The organism is Flavobacterium fluvii, assembly GCF_900129545.1.
GTDB lineage: Bacteria > Bacteroidota > Bacteroidia > Flavobacteriales > Flavobacteriaceae > Flavobacterium > Flavobacterium fluvii.
Genome location: NZ_FQWB01000001.1, coordinates 936,134 through 953,359, shown reverse-complemented (window position 1 = coordinate 953,359; position 17,226 = coordinate 936,134). Strand labels below are relative to the sequence as shown.

General features: G+C 36.3%; 8 protein-coding genes. All 8 read right to left on the bottom strand.

The genetic code is table 11. The features are described 5' to 3' along the window. Position 1: 1 nt before the first annotated feature. The gene (locus BUC16_RS03935; RefSeq protein ID WP_084546084.1) at positions 2 to 4,099 is read right to left on the bottom strand and encodes a hybrid sensor histidine kinase/response regulator transcription factor; all 4,098 of its coding nucleotides are present in this window, start codon (positions 4,097 to 4,099) and stop codon (positions 2 to 4) included. A gap of 108 nt (positions 4,100 to 4,207) precedes the next feature. Next, the gene (gene lacZ / locus BUC16_RS03930; RefSeq protein WP_073368091.1) at positions 4,208 to 7,324 is read right to left on the bottom strand and encodes a beta-galactosidase, LacZ type; all 3,117 of its coding nucleotides are present in this window, start codon (positions 7,322 to 7,324) and stop codon (positions 4,208 to 4,210) included. 456 nt (positions 7,325 to 7,780) lie between these two features. Then, the gene (locus BUC16_RS03925; RefSeq protein ID WP_073368086.1) at positions 7,781 to 10,201 is read right to left on the bottom strand and encodes a glycoside hydrolase family 2 TIM barrel-domain containing protein; all 2,421 of its coding nucleotides are present in this window, start codon (positions 10,199 to 10,201) and stop codon (positions 7,781 to 7,783) included. A gap of 314 nt (positions 10,202 to 10,515) precedes the next feature. Beyond that, positions 10,516 to 11,220, bottom strand: coding sequence for a porin family protein (locus BUC16_RS03920; protein ID WP_073368084.1), 705 nt, complete (start codon positions 11,218 to 11,220; stop codon positions 10,516 to 10,518). Between the two features lie 262 nt (positions 11,221 to 11,482). Continuing rightward, a complete protein-coding gene (locus BUC16_RS03915) occupies positions 11,483 to 12,403 on the bottom strand; it encodes a carbohydrate kinase family protein (protein WP_073368083.1) in 921 nt (306 codons plus the stop codon). A 67-nt stretch (positions 12,404 to 12,470) separates the two neighbouring features. After that, the gene (locus tag BUC16_RS03910; protein WP_073368081.1) at positions 12,471 to 13,625 is read right to left on the bottom strand and encodes a DUF4960 domain-containing protein; all 1,155 of its coding nucleotides are present in this window, start codon (positions 13,623 to 13,625) and stop codon (positions 12,471 to 12,473) included. 20 nt (positions 13,626 to 13,645) lie between these two features. Further along, complete coding sequence (locus tag BUC16_RS03905) at positions 13,646 to 15,484, bottom strand: SGBP N-terminal domain-containing protein (protein WP_073368079.1); 1,839 nt, start codon at positions 15,482 to 15,484, stop codon at positions 13,646 to 13,648. A 28-nt stretch (positions 15,485 to 15,512) separates the two neighbouring features. Then, entirely contained in the window at positions 15,513 to 17,219 is a 1,707-nt protein-coding gene (locus BUC16_RS03900; protein ID WP_170860847.1) for a RagB/SusD family nutrient uptake outer membrane protein, read from the bottom strand. Between the last annotated feature and the right edge of the window lie 7 nt (positions 17,220 to 17,226).

The following is a 17,226-nucleotide window of genomic DNA, read 5'->3' as shown; positions in this document are numbered from 1 at the left end:
ATCAGGAAGATTTCCAAAAACTCTCGTTCAATATATATTTATTGTCCTTTACGTTTTGATACTTCTTCTTAAACTCTGAAGGATTTAAATTGTAAAATTGTTGAAAATGTTTCCTGAAATATTTAATATCGCCAAAACCGGCAATGGAAGCGGCTTGACTTATCTGTAAATCAGTAGTAATCAGCAATGTTGCCACTTTTCTTAATCGGACGTTTCGAGTAAATTCAGAAACCGATTTGCCCGTGATTTTTTTAATTTTTTTATAAATCAAAGAATAACTCATCCCCAAGTGAAGTGCCAAGTCATTTACATTGAAATTTTCCACATCCAAATTGGCGTCAATCACTTCCACAATTTTATCAATCAGCTTTTTATCCTCATCTGATATTTTCAGGCTTGCCGCCTTTTTGGTAACCGAATTAAGGAGATAACTCTGTTCGCTGTCTCGTCGGGTCAATATTCCGCTGATTCGGGCCAATAAATATTCGTTGTCAAATGGTTTTGTAATGTAATCATCAGCTCCTACCTCGGCACCTTTAAGCTTTACATTTTCCGAAGTTCCTCCGGTGAGCAATATTACAGGAATGTGCTTTAACTCTTCATCCGTTTTTATGTGCTTGCAAAAGTCCACACCATTCATTTCTCCCATTACCACATCCGAAATAACTAAATCGGGCTGTACTTTCTTGATTATGACCAAAGCTGCTTCGGCACTGTCAACAGCAGTTATATGGTATTTTGGAGTCAATATTTGCTTTAAATAATTCCTTATTTGAGGATTGTCATCTACAACCAAAATACTTTTGGCATCATTTATTAAATTGTCAACATTATCAGGCTTTTCAATTGTTTGCAATACATTTTCCCGTATCACTGTATCCTCCAGAGCCTCTTCTAAAAACAAGGTTCTGTCGCTCAAGTCTTCCCGGATTTCCACATCTCCAAAATGTTCTTTCCCGAGAAGCAATTTAATCTCAAAAGTTGCTCCTCCATTTTCATTGTCGCGACAGCTCACTTCCCCATGATGCTGTGCAACAAACTGTTTCACCAGATAAAGACCGATACCAAATCCTTTACGGTTATTCTTGACATTTTTATTTGATTGATAAAACAAATCAAATATTTTGTCTTTATCGGCATCCAAAACCCCTTCACCATTGTCAATAACATTGATAATGACTTCATTGTCCACGCAGCGCAAATTAACGACAACAGCACCATTTTCTTTCTCGGTAAATTTCAAGGCATTCGAAATCAAATTAAACAAAGCCATTTCTATTTTTTCACGATCTACATAAACGAACAGCTTTTCTTCCGAAATACTGAAACTGTAATCTATTTTTTTTGTTTTGGCATGATGCACAAAACAGCTAAACACCTCTTTGCCTAGTTCTACAATATCAATTTGACCTATTTTAAGTTTTCCGGTTTCTGTTTCTGTTTTTCTAAAAAGAAGCAACTGATCCACTAAACTCAATAATCGCCTGGAATTACTGTACACCATTTCTATGGCGCCTGGATCTATTTGTTGATCTGTGCCATAAATTATGTCTTTCAAAGGATTGATGATCATTGTTAAAGGCGACCTGAACTCGTGAGAAATATTGGTAAAAAAAGTTAATTTTTTCTCATTCAATTCCTTCTCCTGTTTAGCCAAATCATGAGAAAGCTTCACCTCATATTTAAGATGCCTCTGCTCACGCAAGTATTTATCAACTACATAAATAACAAAAGCGACAACAAGAAAATACACGAAATAAGCCAAACCACTTCTATACCATGGCGGCAATATGGTAATAGGCAACGAAATACTTTTAGTATTCCAAATGCCCTCAGCATTGGTAGATTTAATTTTAAGCACATAATCCCCTTCTGTCAATCTGGAATAATTTGCACTTCTAATATTATCGACAAAATGCCATTGAGAATCCCATCCATCCAAAAAATAAGCATAGGATATTTTCTCGGGCAAACTGTATTCCAAGGCTGCAAATTCGATGTTCAGCATCGATTCATCATAAGGCAATTTTAAGTTGTCAATTCCAAAAATGCCTAAACCCGATTGGTCAAAAACTTTGTTGTTTACTTTTATGGAATTTATTACCACCTCCGGAAAGTCATGAAGTTGGCCATTAATTTTTGGGTTAATGATATTAAATCCTTTAATTCCTCCAAAAACTATTTCTCCCGAAGAGAGTTTCAGTGCGGCATTGTAATTAAACTGGTTGCTTTGAAGCCCATCAGTGTCATGATAACTTGTAATCCCGCCAGTATCCGCATTATATACAAATATCCCATTATAGGTACTGCACCAATAAGCACCTTGATTATCTTGAACAATATTTAAAATCGAATTATTTGGAAGTCCATTTTTCTGGGTCAGAAATCTTCTTTTTGAAGTTTGGGGATTAAAAATCATCAAACCACCTCCTTCGGTACCTACAAGCATTTTTGTGTCAGAAATGGAAATTATGGATCGTACCGGATATTTTGTATCCAGTCTTTGACTTTTCATTGTCCTCGGATTGAGTTTTATCAATGTTGAAAAACTACCTATCCAAAGATTGGCATTCTTGTCTTCCGTCATCGAAATGATTCCCTTGATTTTTGCATCCACAAAATCGAATTGGTCGCTGGTTTCATTATACCGATACAATCCTTCTTCATCCGGAGAAGCAGCCCATAAAAAATTGTCTTTGCCACGAAACAGCACCCAGATATTCTTGTGAATTAAATTGAATTTAGGATTGAATAGCCTGTATTTTTTAAAACTATGGGTTTGGGAATTAAAGAAACAAACGCCTCCTCCATAAGTTCCAAACCAAGTTCCTTTGCTGTCTTTTATAATTGCTGACACAAAATTATTGGATAGCGAATTGGGATTATTTGAATTATAGGAATAATTTGTAAATGTATTGTTCTTTCTATCCCACAAACTGGCGCCTCCTCCGTCTGTTCCTATCCAAAGATGTTCCTTGTCCTGCTCAGACAACGAAAGAATAAAATCACTTGGCAAAGTGTTTTTTATTTTTTCATTTTTCGAAACAGTCCTGAAAGGGCTTTTTCTTTCTTCAATCTTGTTGACACCGCCTCTTAGAGTCCCAATCCAAACGCGATTTTCATTATCTAGACACAAAGATGAAATGGCATTACTATTGAGTTTTTCTTCATTCAAACTTTCGGTTAATGAGGAAAATGTATCCGATGCATAATTGTATTTAATTACTCCATTGCCATTTGTTGCAATCCAAAGCTCCTTTTTATCGGGCTTACTCATCAAATCTGAAATTGGATATTGGATTTCTTGATTAGTATAAACACGATGTGTCCTGTTTTTTGCATTGTATTTCAACAAACCACCTTCGACACCCACCCAAACATTGGAAAACTCATCATATAAAACAGAGCCTCCTCCAGTAACATCTGAAAACACGACAGAAAGTCTTTTTGCAGATGCATCCATAGTCATGAGTCCAACTCCCTGAACCAAACACCACAAGTTGCCTGATGGGTCAAAATCCATTGCCTGAACATGGTAATCCCATCGCAGTTTCCCATTTATATAAAGCGGAATCTGCACGATTTTCTTTTGGTTTTCTGCACAATAAAGCAAACCCTTACCCGCAGTGGCGATATACATATTTGATTTATAGTCCCTGATTTCATTGACCACAAAATCAATCAACTCACTCTTGGAAGTTTTCGCATTCACGAAATACTTTGTTTTAAACTGATTGCTCAAATAATTATAAACACTTATTCCTCCTTTGGTAGCAATCCAAATTTCATTTTGGGTTCCGCAAATACTCACAACCCTATTGTTAACCAGTGAATTAGCATCATAAGGTTCATTTCTGTAATTCAAAAAATTATATCCATCATATCTGCTTATGCCGTCATAAGTCCCAAACCACATTAAACCCCGTTTGTCTTTGTAAACAGAAGTAACAGCATTATTGGCAAGTCCATTTTTGATGCCGATGTACCCAATACTGTATTTTATTTGTTCATATTTTGGAACGAACGATCCTGCAGTTGCCTGTGGCCTAGCATCAACATAAACTAAAAGCAGTAAAAACAACAGGATTCTATTCCTCAAAATATAGTGTGTTTGGGTTAAATATAAAGTTTTTAATAACCTTAAAAATTAGAAAACCCATGAATAAACATCATAGGTTTTCTATGCAAACATAAAGAAAAACACCAATTAATTAACCAATGAGATTATATAAGAATAACTATATTGTTTGTCCAACAATCGATAAGGGTCATGAGGAGGTCTTCCCCAGCTGTCATCACCGCCAACGCCTCTTTGTTTGTAATCCAAATGCAGGTAAACCGCTTCCTTTGAATCTAAATTCAAATCAGTAGGATGGCGCTGCGCCTTGTCTTTTCCTGGATCCAAATCTTCTGTCGAAATATTCAATGCACTAAAACCAATAGCTTGCTGTCCTTCAATTTTTAAACCTTGTCCATTAGTGTTTTTTAAAGTCAGCCAACGAACATCTGTTTTATAACCGGATTCTTGAGGTCGGATATAATCTCTTGCATATTGATTCATTACTTTATCTGAATATTCTCCAATAAACGAAGCCGAATTTCTGTCCGAATAATTTTCCCAAGGCCCTCTTCCATAATAACTCAAATTATCATAAGCTCCATTTAATTTTACCCTCATTCCAAAACGAGGTATTTCAGGTAAATCTTTTCCGGTCAGATCAATGGCAGCGGTAACTTTTATCGAACCATTATTTTGAATCAAATAATCCACAGTATAAGGAACATCTGCTTGAGCCAATCGATACACCACTTTTACAAGCAAACCTTCTGTTGATTTTTTATCCAAGTTAACACTGACAACAGTTGGATTTTTTGATGCTTCTTTCCAAATTCCTAATTTTTTTGGCACCCCGTTTCCAAAATCATTATCCGTCGGGGCACGCCAGAAATAAGGTGTTGGAAAATTGGTAAAAATTGAATTATCTCCGTTTTTCGACATATATTTCAAGATTTCTCCTTTTTGCAAATCAAATTCACCTGTACTATTTTCGGCTTCAAAAGAAAGCACATTGTTTTTTACGGAGTACTTCAATTTAGCGGTGCTTTTTGCCAAGGTATTATTCGCAAAATAATTTCCTTTTCCTATTGCAAATTGTGCTCTGGCAAATTCATATCCCTTGGCAACCAAAGGAGAATCATTATTTGAAACTGCAAAAACATTTAAAAAATATTCTGAATTTGGATCAAGCGAACCTAAAGCCAAAGCCACTTTTTTACTTTCTTCAGGATTCAGATCCAAATTAAATTCTCCAGACTTCGCTGTTACTCCATTTTTAACCAACTCCCATTTAAAAGTATAATCGGAAAGATTGGTGAAATTAAAATGATTGGTCACCACTAAATCTGTTTCATTATTGAATTGGAATTGAATGTTTTGATACACTTTCTTTACCTCTTTCAATGCCGGTTTCGGAGTTCTGTTGGAAAAAATAAGTCCATCAGCACAACCATTCTCGTCATTTTGCAATTTGGCAGCTCCTAAATCTCCTCCATAAGCCCAAAAAACTTCTCCTTTTTCATTTTTGGTTTTCAATCCTTGGTCAACCCAATCCCAAATAAACCCGCCTTGCATGCGTTTACTGCCATTGATAATATCCCAGTATTCTTGAAAATTTCCAGTACTGTTTCCCATGGTATGTGCATACTCACACATAATATAAGGACGAGTTTTATCTGAATTCGCATAATCCTTCATGCTCTTGATACCAGGATACATAGGAGCCACAATATCGGTATTCCTATTTTCTCCTGCCTGCTCAAACTGAACCGGACGAGTAGAATCTTCTTTTTTCAACCAATCGTAAGCATCATAAAAAACAGGACCATTCCCGCATTCGTTCCCTAATGACCAAATAATAATCGAAGGATAATTCTTGTCTATTGCAAACATTCTTTTGATACGATCAAGGTGTGCAGGCGCCCATTCTGGCAAATAGGCAGGATGTTTTGATTTATCAAATCGATTTTGCCACTCTGCTCCCATTGCATGACTTTCGATATTAGCTTCATCCACCACATAAAAACCGTATTCATCACATAAATCATAAATATGGGTGTCATGCGGATAATGACTCATTCGAATTGAATTAATATTATGCTCTTTCATTAACTGAAGGTCTTTCAGTGTTAATTTGGCATTTGGAACGTGTCCATTTTCATCATCATGTTCATGAATATTAACTCCTTTTACCATGACAGCCTTGCCGTTAACCAACAATCGCGAGTCTTTGATTTCCACTTTTCTAAAACCTGTTTTCTTGGAAATAATTTCCAGTGTTTTTCCTTTGCTATCCAGCAATGTAATGGTATATCGGTATAAATTTGGTGTTTCGGCATTCCACTGTTTTACATTTTCAACTGTTTTTGCAAAGCTGATTTTTGCCTCTTTGGCATTTACTTTTTTATTTTCAGAAAAAACAATCTTCCCTTGGTTGTCAAACAATTCAACTTTGACAGCCGGATTTTTGATTTTATTGTTTTCAAAATATTTTAATGTAACATCAAGATTAAAAATTCCATTTTTATATTGATTATCCAAGTCGCTTTTTACAAAATAATCCCAAATGGTGGCTTTAGGCATTGCCTGCAAATAAACATCGCGTTCAATCCCGCTTAATCTCCAAAAATCCTGATCTTCCAAATAACTTCCGTCATGCCAACGGAATACCTGAACCGCAATCACATTATTCCCTTTCGTTAAAAAAGAAGTAACATTAAATTCCGCAGGAGTTTTTGAAGCTTTGGTCATTCCTACCTCTTTTCCATTCAAGAACACTCTGGCATATCCAGAAATAGAAGCAAAATGAAGTATGATTTCTTTGTCTTTCCAAGAATCGGCAACTGTAAAAGTGCGTCTATAACTCCCGACAGGATTGTAATCCCCTGTTATGAAAGGCGGATTTTTAGGAAAGGGATATGTGATATTCGTATAAATAGGAATGTCATAACCCTGTAATTCCCAGTTGGAAGGCACTTGAATGTTTTTCCAATTGCTATCATCAAGACTTGTCGAATAAAAATCCATGGGTCTTTGAGATGGATTTTTCACAATATTGAATTTCCAGTTTCCATTCAAACTTTGATACAATTCTGATTTTTGAGGATTATTGTCTTTCAGCTCAGCTTCATTACTGAATAAAAGAAAGGAGCTTCTGCCCGCTTCTTTTCCCCTGTCTAAAACTTGGGGATTCTCCCATTCGTTATTCTGGGCAAAATTATTTTGCAGACTCAAAAACAAAGCAAGTGCTAATACAATTTTTTTCATTTAATTATTTTTACAAAATTGGGGTTTAAAATTCATGGCTCAGAAATTTTAATTCAAATCAACCTAGTTCTATATTATTAAAAAACACACTAAAAAAAGAAATGCATTTCCTCCAATAAAAAAACAAGCTAAATGAAAAAGAATTACTAATAGACAAATTTAAATAACGCCACATAAGACAGGAGGGGCGTTACGATAAAATAGAAGGGGTATATCGATATAGTTTGCAAAAAACACTCCAAATAAGATGAAATTCACATGGCAAATCAAATGAAACAATATTTAATGGCTTGTTCTCAAATTTAAAAACAGCACATAACGTAAAAGCTGTTTCTAACAAAAGAAACAGCTTTTACAAACTACAACTAACTAACTAAAACTAATTTTATCCGCACTTACCAAAGCGGGTTCAATTACTTATTTATTCCATCAATATTTACTTTTGCAACACACAACCTACTTTGGCTGAATGGTAACTTCAGTTGATTTTAACCAGTTGCTGCTAAACTTTACTGTTATGGGCTCATTACCCCCCGTTGCTTGAATGTAAGCTACCAAATGACCGTGATAAACTCGCTGAACATTATCTGTATAGTCGCCCATATCCGCATTATTCCCTGCTTCCAACCCTAATAAAGTACCCGAACCGCTTACCGTACAAGTAACTTCGTTATCTGAAAGCATTACCGGTACCCCTTTTTCATCCAGCACTTGTACAATAACTTTAGCAACTCCATTTTCCTTATTGATCGTGATGTTTTTTTCATTAATCACTAAAGCATTTGGTTGCAGAGAAGACATGATTGCATATTGGCTAACAACTTTGTTATCATCACTCAGTCCAATTGCTTCTAATTTGCCTGAAACAAAAGGGATGTCCCAATAGATAACACCTGTTTTTTCATCGTATTTTTTCTCCTCGCCCACCACTTTTCCGTTTAATTCCAAGCGTGCTTTGGCTGCGTTAGTGTAACAAACCACTCTAACCATTTGCCCGTCATTGTAATTATTCCAGATAGGCCAAGCGTCTTTAGAAAGTTCTTTTTCTTTATTGCTTATGTAAGTTCCTGCATAAATCATTGGTTTATCTGACCACAACGATTGACGGAAATATCCTCTTGGTTTAATAATTCCCGCAAGATCTACTAATCCTGAGTAGAATCCTCTTGATGGCCAGCTTCCTGATTCACCCAAATAATCGATACCTGTCCATAAAAACTGCCCAAAAATATGCTCATTATTTTTTACGTCTAACCATGGTTCTATGCCATGGGTGGTTTCACTACCAAAAATTACCCTATTTGGATACTTTTTGTGGTCGGACTGGTATTTGCTCTCCGTATAATTGTATCCTGTAATATCCAAAACACCCGGATATTCTGTCTCGTTCGACATAGCAACTCCGGCAAGCCCCGCTGTGGTTGGACGTGATTTGTCGTATTTTTTTACTACCGCCACTAGGCGTTTGGCTATGCCTCCAAGACGCATGGCATCTGGAGCATCTTTTTTGTAACCCCCATAAGCAGCCTGGCCAAAACCGGTATCTTTTCCACCCAATATTGGATGTGAGTAAGGATCATTTGGATAATCCACCTCGTTGCCGATGCTCCAAGCAAAAACGGAAAGGTGGTTTCGATCGCGACGCACCATGTCTTCCAAATCTTTCTCTGCCCAATCAACAAATATATCATTGGAACCTTCAAAACCAGGAGTGCCAACATTCCATCCCGTCAACCATTTGCGTTTAGGAAACTCCCATTCATCATAAGCTTCATTAAGCACCAACAATCCCAATTCATCACAAAGGGCATAAAAATCGGGAGCCTGCGGATTGTGGCTCGTGCGAATGGCATTTACACCTATTTCTTTCAAGGTTTGCAGTCTTGATTTCAATACCTCTTTAGGAACTGCAGATCCTAAAACTCCAGCATCGTGATGTAAACAAACACCTTTCATTTTCATCCATTTGCCATTTAGCGCAAAACCTTTATTTGCATCGAAAGTGAAAGTTCTAAAACCTGTTGATGTAACCGTTTTATCGATTGTTTTTCCATCCTTTAAAACAGTCGTTTTTAACTGATAGAGATTAGGATGTTCCAAATCCCATAGCTTCGGATTTTTTACGTTGATTTTGGTTGCAATTTTATTGGCTGCATTGGCTTCCACAAGAACTTTTTGGGAACTTTTGGCGACTACTTTTCCGCTATTGTCCAACAGTTCATTGACAACGACAAGATTTGTTTTTGCAGACGACCCGTTTTCTATGGCTACTTCTACATTTAAAGTACCTGATCCATTAGCAACTTCTGGATAGACATAAACACCCCATTGTCCAACATGTATTGGATTAGAATAAACCAGCCATACGTTACGGTATATACCCGAACCCGAATACCAACGGGAATCGGCGCTTTTACTGTGATCTACACGAACTGCAATGGTGTTGTTTTCACCATATTTGATATAAGGAGTTGCATCATATGCAAAAGAAATATATCCATTGGGACGTTTCCCCAAAGAATGTCCATTGATAAAAACTTCGCTTCGGTTGTAAACACCTTCAAAATAGAAATACACTTTCTCTCCGCTTTTGCTTTTTGGTATCTCTATGTTTTTTCGGTACCAACCAATTCCTCCAGGCAAATATCCGGTACAGCTGGCCAAAGTAGGACTCAACTGCCCTTCGACACTCCAGTCGTGTGGCACATTGACAGACTGCCATTTACTGTCATTGTAAGTTGCGTTTTGAGCATCTGGAGCATCCTCAAGCGTAAATTTCCAGTTGTCATTAATTTTTTTGGAATCACCAAATGATACTTGACCAAAATTATTTTGCAGACTCAAAAACAAAGCAAGTGCTAATACAATTTTTTTCATTTAATTATTTTTACAAATTGGATTTTAAAATTTATTAATGAGAAATTTTTATTTCAAATTAACCTTGTCCAAATTATTAAAAAATACACTAAAAAAAAGAAATGTATTTCCTCCAATAAAAAAACAAGCCAAATGAAAAAAGAATTACTAATAGACAAATATAGACAACGCCACATAAGACAGGAGGGGCGTTACGATAAAATAGAAGGGGTATATCGATATAGTTTGCAAAAAATACTCCAATTGGAATAAAATTCACATCGTTTCAGCATTCTTAAATTCAAAAAGAACTAAGGAAAATACTTTGTGATTGCCTATAGAATATAGAACATGATCCCGATATTCAACATATTCATGTTTATGGTCACGCCATCATTCGTTTTTGGCGATTGAAACAACGAATTTAAACCATAATAAGCATATATGTTTACCGTATTAAAACCCGATGCAATATAAGCACCGTATTGAAATTTATTAAAATCCTTATTATTGGTGACCACAATTTTACCTTGATCATCTTCATAAACAGATTTATCATAAATCAAATAACTCATTTTAAATCCACCATAAATTCTCCAAAATTTGTGACCTTCAAAAGTAGAGGAACGCCACCTAAACTCCACGGGCACATCTACCGAAAATTGCGAGAACCTGTTTTTATTAAAGTCTGTCAGCGGATCAATAATGGTGTAAACCGTGGTTCCATTGGATTGGGTTATAGCCATGTTTTGGTTGTAACTATTGATGGTAAAACCAAGTCCCGGAGCTATTGCAACATTTCTTCTTTTATTGACGGGCATATCTCTAAGAAATCCTAACGAAAACCCGGACGAGAATTTATCTTGGGTCAAACCTACGGGTTTATCTTGCAGCGTATTGAGTGTAAAGCTAAAATAAAACTGGTCTTCTCTATAAAGGGAATCTATTTTTACTTTTGGCACATTTCCCGTGTTTGCTTTTTCTTGGGAAAAAACAGGAAGAACAAATAAGAAAAGAAAATAGCCGAGAAATAATCGCATATTGATTTTTTGTGGGCTAAAATTACAAAAAAAAGCCAACCGAATGGTTAGCTTTTTTAGATTATAAAAATATCTGCAGAGAGAAAGTGGACATTCTGCTTTAAATTATGCAACTATTGAAGAATTTAACAATCAAATTAATTACAAAAATGTAGCTTAACTTAATGTGCCGTTTTTATTTGTATATCCACTCTGATGTCCGTGACGTTTATTGATTAGTTATTTGATACTGAAATTGACTTTCCATCTTCCATTCGAAAACTTATTTTTTGATTTTGTTTTTTTCTTCCAGCATCATGTATTTTTTTATTTCCATATCAGAAAGTTTAGGATTTGCCCCTTCGTGCCCGGCGACCAATGCTCCAACAGCACAAGCATAATTCAAGGATTTTTGAGGGGATTTTCCCTTGAGCAATCTAACCGTTAAAGTAGCCAAAAAAGAATCTCCCGCTCCAACGGTATCCACCACTTTTATAAAATAACCACTGTTGTAATAAAATTTATTGTTGTAATACAGAACCGCTCCAAATTCTCCCTTGGTAACGCAGACTTGTTTTGTGTTTGTTTTCTCGGCTATAAATTTGATGTTCTGCTCAAAAGAATTATAAGGCGACTCTAATTTTCGGCTTATTTCCCATAATTCTTCATCATTAAGTTTAATGAAATCAGCCTTGGACATCAATTCTATTAGCACTTCGGTTGTATAATAGGGTGCTCTTAGATTGGCATCCATAACTTTATATTTTGCTTTATCCAACAAAGCATACAATGTTGATCTGGAAGTTTCATCCCTACAGATTAGGCTTCCAAAAATGAAAACATCTGATTCCGATACTTTTTCGACCATTTCTTTTGTCAATGTAATTTTATCCCAAGAAGAAGGATACATAATGTCATAAGAAGCATTTCCTTTTTCGTTGATCATTACATTGACAACTCCAGTTTTATATTCCTCTCCCACTTGAATTGAATCTGAACCGACATTCTGGTCTTTTAGAAATGAAATTATATTGTCTCCATCTTCATCTTTACCGATACGACTTATGATTGTTGTAGCCACTCCAAGGGAATTCATGCGTAGTGCCACATTCAAAGGTGCTCCTCCAATCTTTTTGTGTGAAGGAAATACATCCCATAAGACCTCTCCAAAGCATACTGCTTTAAAATTATTTTTTTTATCCATTTTTCATAAAATTTAAATTATCGGGCAAGAAAGACCTGCCCGATAAAATTACTAACCCAATCCTTTATTATTTTGTATTCAGATAATCTATTGAATTACGGTAGATTCCTTGAATATTGGACGCATAAGTATTCGTCCTTCCATCATTCATGGCCCATTCCATGCCACCAATACCTATCGCAATTATAGTTCCAGCATAAACTGAATTCGATTTGAACTCAATAATACCAGGGCAACATTCATCGCCAACGCCACTCCAAACAGCAAGCACTTTTCCGCCGTAAAGATTTTCGAATTCTGCAAATTGTCCTTTTTGATGGCCGGGTGCCAACAATGGGCCTAAATCCCAAAGATTGTTGTGATCTTCTTTGTATCCTCCATTAATTACCGGGAAATACCCATTGGAGTCAGTGGAAATTACTTGGGTAAAGTTGTAAATAGGATTGTTTCTTTGATCATTTTGGAAGTTAATGCCACCATCGATGCTCCAAGTTCCAGCATCCACGAATCCAATACCATTTCCTTTTATAGTTAAAAGACCACTTTTATCACGGCCAATCACTTCGGCATAACTTGTAGCCATCCCACCTAAAAGCATTTTACCCCCTTCAACAAGATATTGGGTTAATATATTCTTTTTATCCAAGCTTGCTTGTGGCAAAGCTGATGTTCCTTGGGTATCATAAAAGAAGAAAACCACGTTAACTGTTTTTAAAGAATTTATGGTTAAATCCGCGAAAGGAATAAAAACAAATCGGCTACCATACGTGTTTTTAGCCCATTGAGCAGCCGCTTTTACATCTTCATCAACAATGGTTGCAATCGAGGTGGCGTCACTGATAAATGCTATTTGATTTGGCAGCACGCGTGCATTGATGATGTAATGTCTCTTTTTATTACCAGTTTTAGCGGTTAGCTCTAAAGGGCTTGTTAAATTGACCGTAGCTCCAGATGCTGGAGAAACAATTACGCCATCAGGGCTTTTTATATCCAATACAACTGAAGATAAGTTGGTATTTGAAGGCAAAACAAAATCAACAACTCCTGATAAATTATCTATCGTGGCACTCGTTTGGCCTATTTTAACGGATTCAATTATATTCAACGTACTTGGCAATTCGTCGTCGTAATTTTGACGTTCTTCACAAGAGTAAGTGATTGTTGCTATTACCAGCAACAATACATACTTAAGTTGAAATGTTTTTATTAATATATTTTTCATATTACAATTTTTGAAATTAATTAATCGTTGTTAATGCTGTATAAGTAATCAATAATATTTTTCGTGAAAACTTTTATATTATTTTGATAAGCATTTACGGTGCCGTTAGAATTCCACTCGTAACCCACGATAGTATTTGAAATGGTGAATATGTGTCCTTTGAAATCTTTAGGTATTTGAGAGTCAAACGAGGCATCATTTGTCAAGTCAGTTCTTTTGAATTCAACAGCACCATATCCAAAAGCATCTCCAATATGTCTTAGCGTTCCGAATTTAACGGCTGTCAAGGTTTTTTCAAATTTGACTGCTGCATCCGAACCACAACAGCTTGGGTTAAGAATATTATCAAAGTGTTGCCACCAAATTAATCTAACTTCCCTGTTGGCGCTATTTTGCAATGGCAAGTATTCATTTCCAGCTCCTCCGTCAAAAGTCAAACCATTAAAAATTGCATGAGTACGTCTGTTTCCAGAATTGTTTGCATCTCTCATTCCCAATCCCCAAACATCACTCGGATCCTTGCCTGTATCATAACATCCTGACACACCGGCACAACCAAATTCGGAAAACACATAATTTCCAGGGGCTCTTGCTGCTCCAAAATTTGCAGGAACCCTGCCTAAAGAAAAGACGAATGGACTTGGGTCACCAGCAATTAGCATATCACCACCACCTTTTACCCAAGATTTAAGAACATTGGCTTGGGAAGCACCGGCTCTTAATGCCGCAGGCAACATTGTTGAAACATCTGTTGGTGATGCTGAAAAATTTTGATTTTCTGAAGGAGTAAGGTAATACAACATGGCAACCTTGACATCTCCTATATTTTGTGCTGAAATATCTGCAATTTTGATGTATTTAAAATTTGCACCGTAGGTAGTTTGCATCCAAGTTGCTGCAGCTTTTGCATCATCGTCAACTAAAGAATTAACATCATTTTCCAATCCTAAAAAAGCATATTTTGTAGGAGCTATGGACGAAACAGTTACGTCATATACTTTTGTTAGGTTTTCTTTGTTTTTAACGGTATAGGTTACTTTACCGGTACTAAAGTTTTGTGCAAGGCCAGAAGCAGGCGTTACCGTTTGATCTGCAGGCATTGTAATTACCGGCGCTAAACTGGATAGGTTAGTCCCCGACGGCAAAATAACCACAATTGAATTTACCGCATTATCAATAATACCAACAGTTCCATTAATTACAAATGAGTCGATTCTAGGGGCTTGTATTTGTGTAACCGTTACTGTATACTGTTTAGCGGTGTATCCATTGTTTGATAAAACAGTATATACTACTGGAGCAGTAAAATTTCTGGCAACTCCAGAAGCAACATCTACAGTGGTTCCACCAGCAATTACAAATGAGGGAGCAAGATTATTTAAATTACCATCTTGACTTCCTATCTCAACTGCAATAGTATTGTTAGTTTCATTAATAACACCTGCTTTTCCAGCAATAGAAAAGGATAATATTTTGGGATCACCATAAGCTCCAATACTAGCAGTGTAGGTTCTATGTGCTCCATTTGTGGAAACTACTTCAAAAGTTACTGGACCATTACTAAAATCTATAGTCGATCCTGAGGCTGGAGTTACCGAGGCTGATTCTGGAAGTCTTATTTCAGGCTTGACATTTTTTAAATCAGTTCCCGAAGGCAATGTCATGGTAATAGTTCCGATAGTATGATTTATGTCTGCATACTTGGTGCCTACTTTAAAAGATTGAATGATAGACTCTGTATAATCGGGAACATTATCCGAAAAATTATCGTCTTTTGAACAAGAGATTACAGCAAAAATGAGCATCATAAAGGCTAATGCCAATTTATAAATAGATCGTTGGTTTTGGATTGTTTTCATATTTTTTAATATTTGGTTAGTTTTTTAATTAGTATCCAATTCTTTGTTTATACACGCCTGAACTTGCATCAATTTCAATTTGTGGGATTGGTAAATATTGCTCGTGGGATTGTAATGAAGCACTTTGTAAATAGGTACGACGTGTTTTTTCAACCTGGATGTAGTTATTGACATAGGATTCAGCAATGCCCCATCTTACCAGATCATAAAAGCCGTGTCCTTCATTTGCCAACTCTAATCTGCGTTCCATTCTAAGTGCTTTTCTTGCGGCATCCTGCGACAAACTCAAAGGATATGGATTGATTAAATAATTGGCTGCATTTTGAGAGGGGTTGTTGAAATCTTTCACATAAGGTGAATTTTTAGCCCTGTTTCTAATTTCATTAATCAAGGCAACACCTGCAGAAACATTTGTTCCAGATTCAATCAATGCTTCAGCTTTCCACAACAATAAATCACTGTATTTGATAATTGGAAAGTCTAAATTGCCCAGTGCCCACGGGAATCCTGTTGGATTTGAAGCCAAACCGTTTGAATTTGGAGAAATTACATTTTTCTTAACCAAGAAAGAACCATAAGTTGCAGGATCTCTATTCCAGTCCGGTTGTTGTGGTCTTGCTGCCCAATCTTTCCAAGTAATTCCTGTTCTTCCAATTTCGTGATCCAATCTTGGATCCACTAAGTCTGTAGGGGTAACATTGGCATTATTATAACTGTCAAATAGCGGAAGACCATCTGCGCCAACTTTAAAAGCGTTTACCAAGTTTTGAGAAGCTTTGTCAAAATCATCTCCATTTAAATAAGGATTTTTGGTATCATCACCTGGACTATCAGGTGCATTTAACAAATTCCCGAAATTTAGATTTCCATATTGGGAGCCGTCGTTGATGGAATATTGAACTGCAAATATATTTTCACGATTTCCGTAACCCGGGATTGAGTATAGTTTTTCGATATCGGTTACCAATCCATATTTTCCAGAATTAATAACATAGTTTGCACTTACAATCGCCTCGGGCCATTTTTTTTGAAAGACCTGCGCTTTACATAAATAAGCATAAGCTACCTCTTTGCTTACTCTACCCAGCTCTGTTTGCGTATCAGGCAAAAGAGCAATTGCATCGTTTAAATCACCTTCGACTTTAGACCACATGAAGTTAAAATCAAAAGAATTCGGTATCTTGTTGATTTCTGCTGCCGGAGTGTTTTCATCATACCAAACTATGGATCCAAAATTTTTAATGGCTTCAAAATAAAAATGGGCTCTTATAACTTTCAATTCTCCAATTCTTTCTTTCTTGTTGGGAAATTTGGCTTCATCAATTGTATTAATAGTCCTTAAAGCCGAATCCACCCTTTTGATTCCGAAATAGATCGCTCTCCAAACATTGTAGGCGTTTTCACTTGAAGGGAATAAATCGTGCGTTTCCAGTTGATGCATTCCTCCTCCAGGATTATCACCAGTTCCACCACCACCTTTGTAGGCATCTCCACAACGTATGTCACTGGTTGCCCAATTGGATGGCGCATGATCAAAAGGCCATAAGTCTCTAAAATCACCTGTATTGTAACGATAATCAAGTGCGCTATAGGCCGCTATTACCAATTGCTCAGGGTCAATATTGTCTGCTGATAAAACATAATTTTCCTTTACATCCAAATCGCCGTCATTTACACAAGAAAGCAGTTGCATGCTTATCATTAAAGTAAATATTATTTTAAATTTTGTTTTCATAATTAAA

Bases quoted from the DNA above. Each gene is read 5' to 3' on its own strand.
- lacZ (WP_073368091.1), bottom strand. From the start codon at position 7,324: ATGAAAAAAATTGTATTAGCACTTGCTTTGTTTTTGAGTCTGCAAAAT.
- BUC16_RS03925 (WP_073368086.1), bottom strand. From the start codon at position 10,201: ATGAAAAAAATTGTATTAGCACTTGCTTTGTTTTTGAGTCTGCAAAAT.
- BUC16_RS03920 (WP_073368084.1), bottom strand. From the start codon at position 11,220: ATGCGATTATTTCTCGGCTATTTTCTTTTCTTATTTGTTCTTCCTGTT.
- BUC16_RS03915 (WP_073368083.1), bottom strand. From the start codon at position 12,403: ATGGATAAAAAAAATAATTTTAAAGCAGTATGCTTTGGAGAGGTCTTA.
- BUC16_RS03910 (WP_073368081.1), bottom strand. From the start codon at position 13,625: ATGAAAAATATATTAATAAAAACATTTCAACTTAAGTATGTATTGTTG.
- BUC16_RS03905 (WP_073368079.1), bottom strand. From the start codon at position 15,484: ATGAAAACAATCCAAAACCAACGATCTATTTATAAATTGGCATTAGCC.
- BUC16_RS03900 (WP_170860847.1), bottom strand. From the start codon at position 17,219: ATGAAAACAAAATTTAAAATAATATTTACTTTAATGATAAGCATGCAA.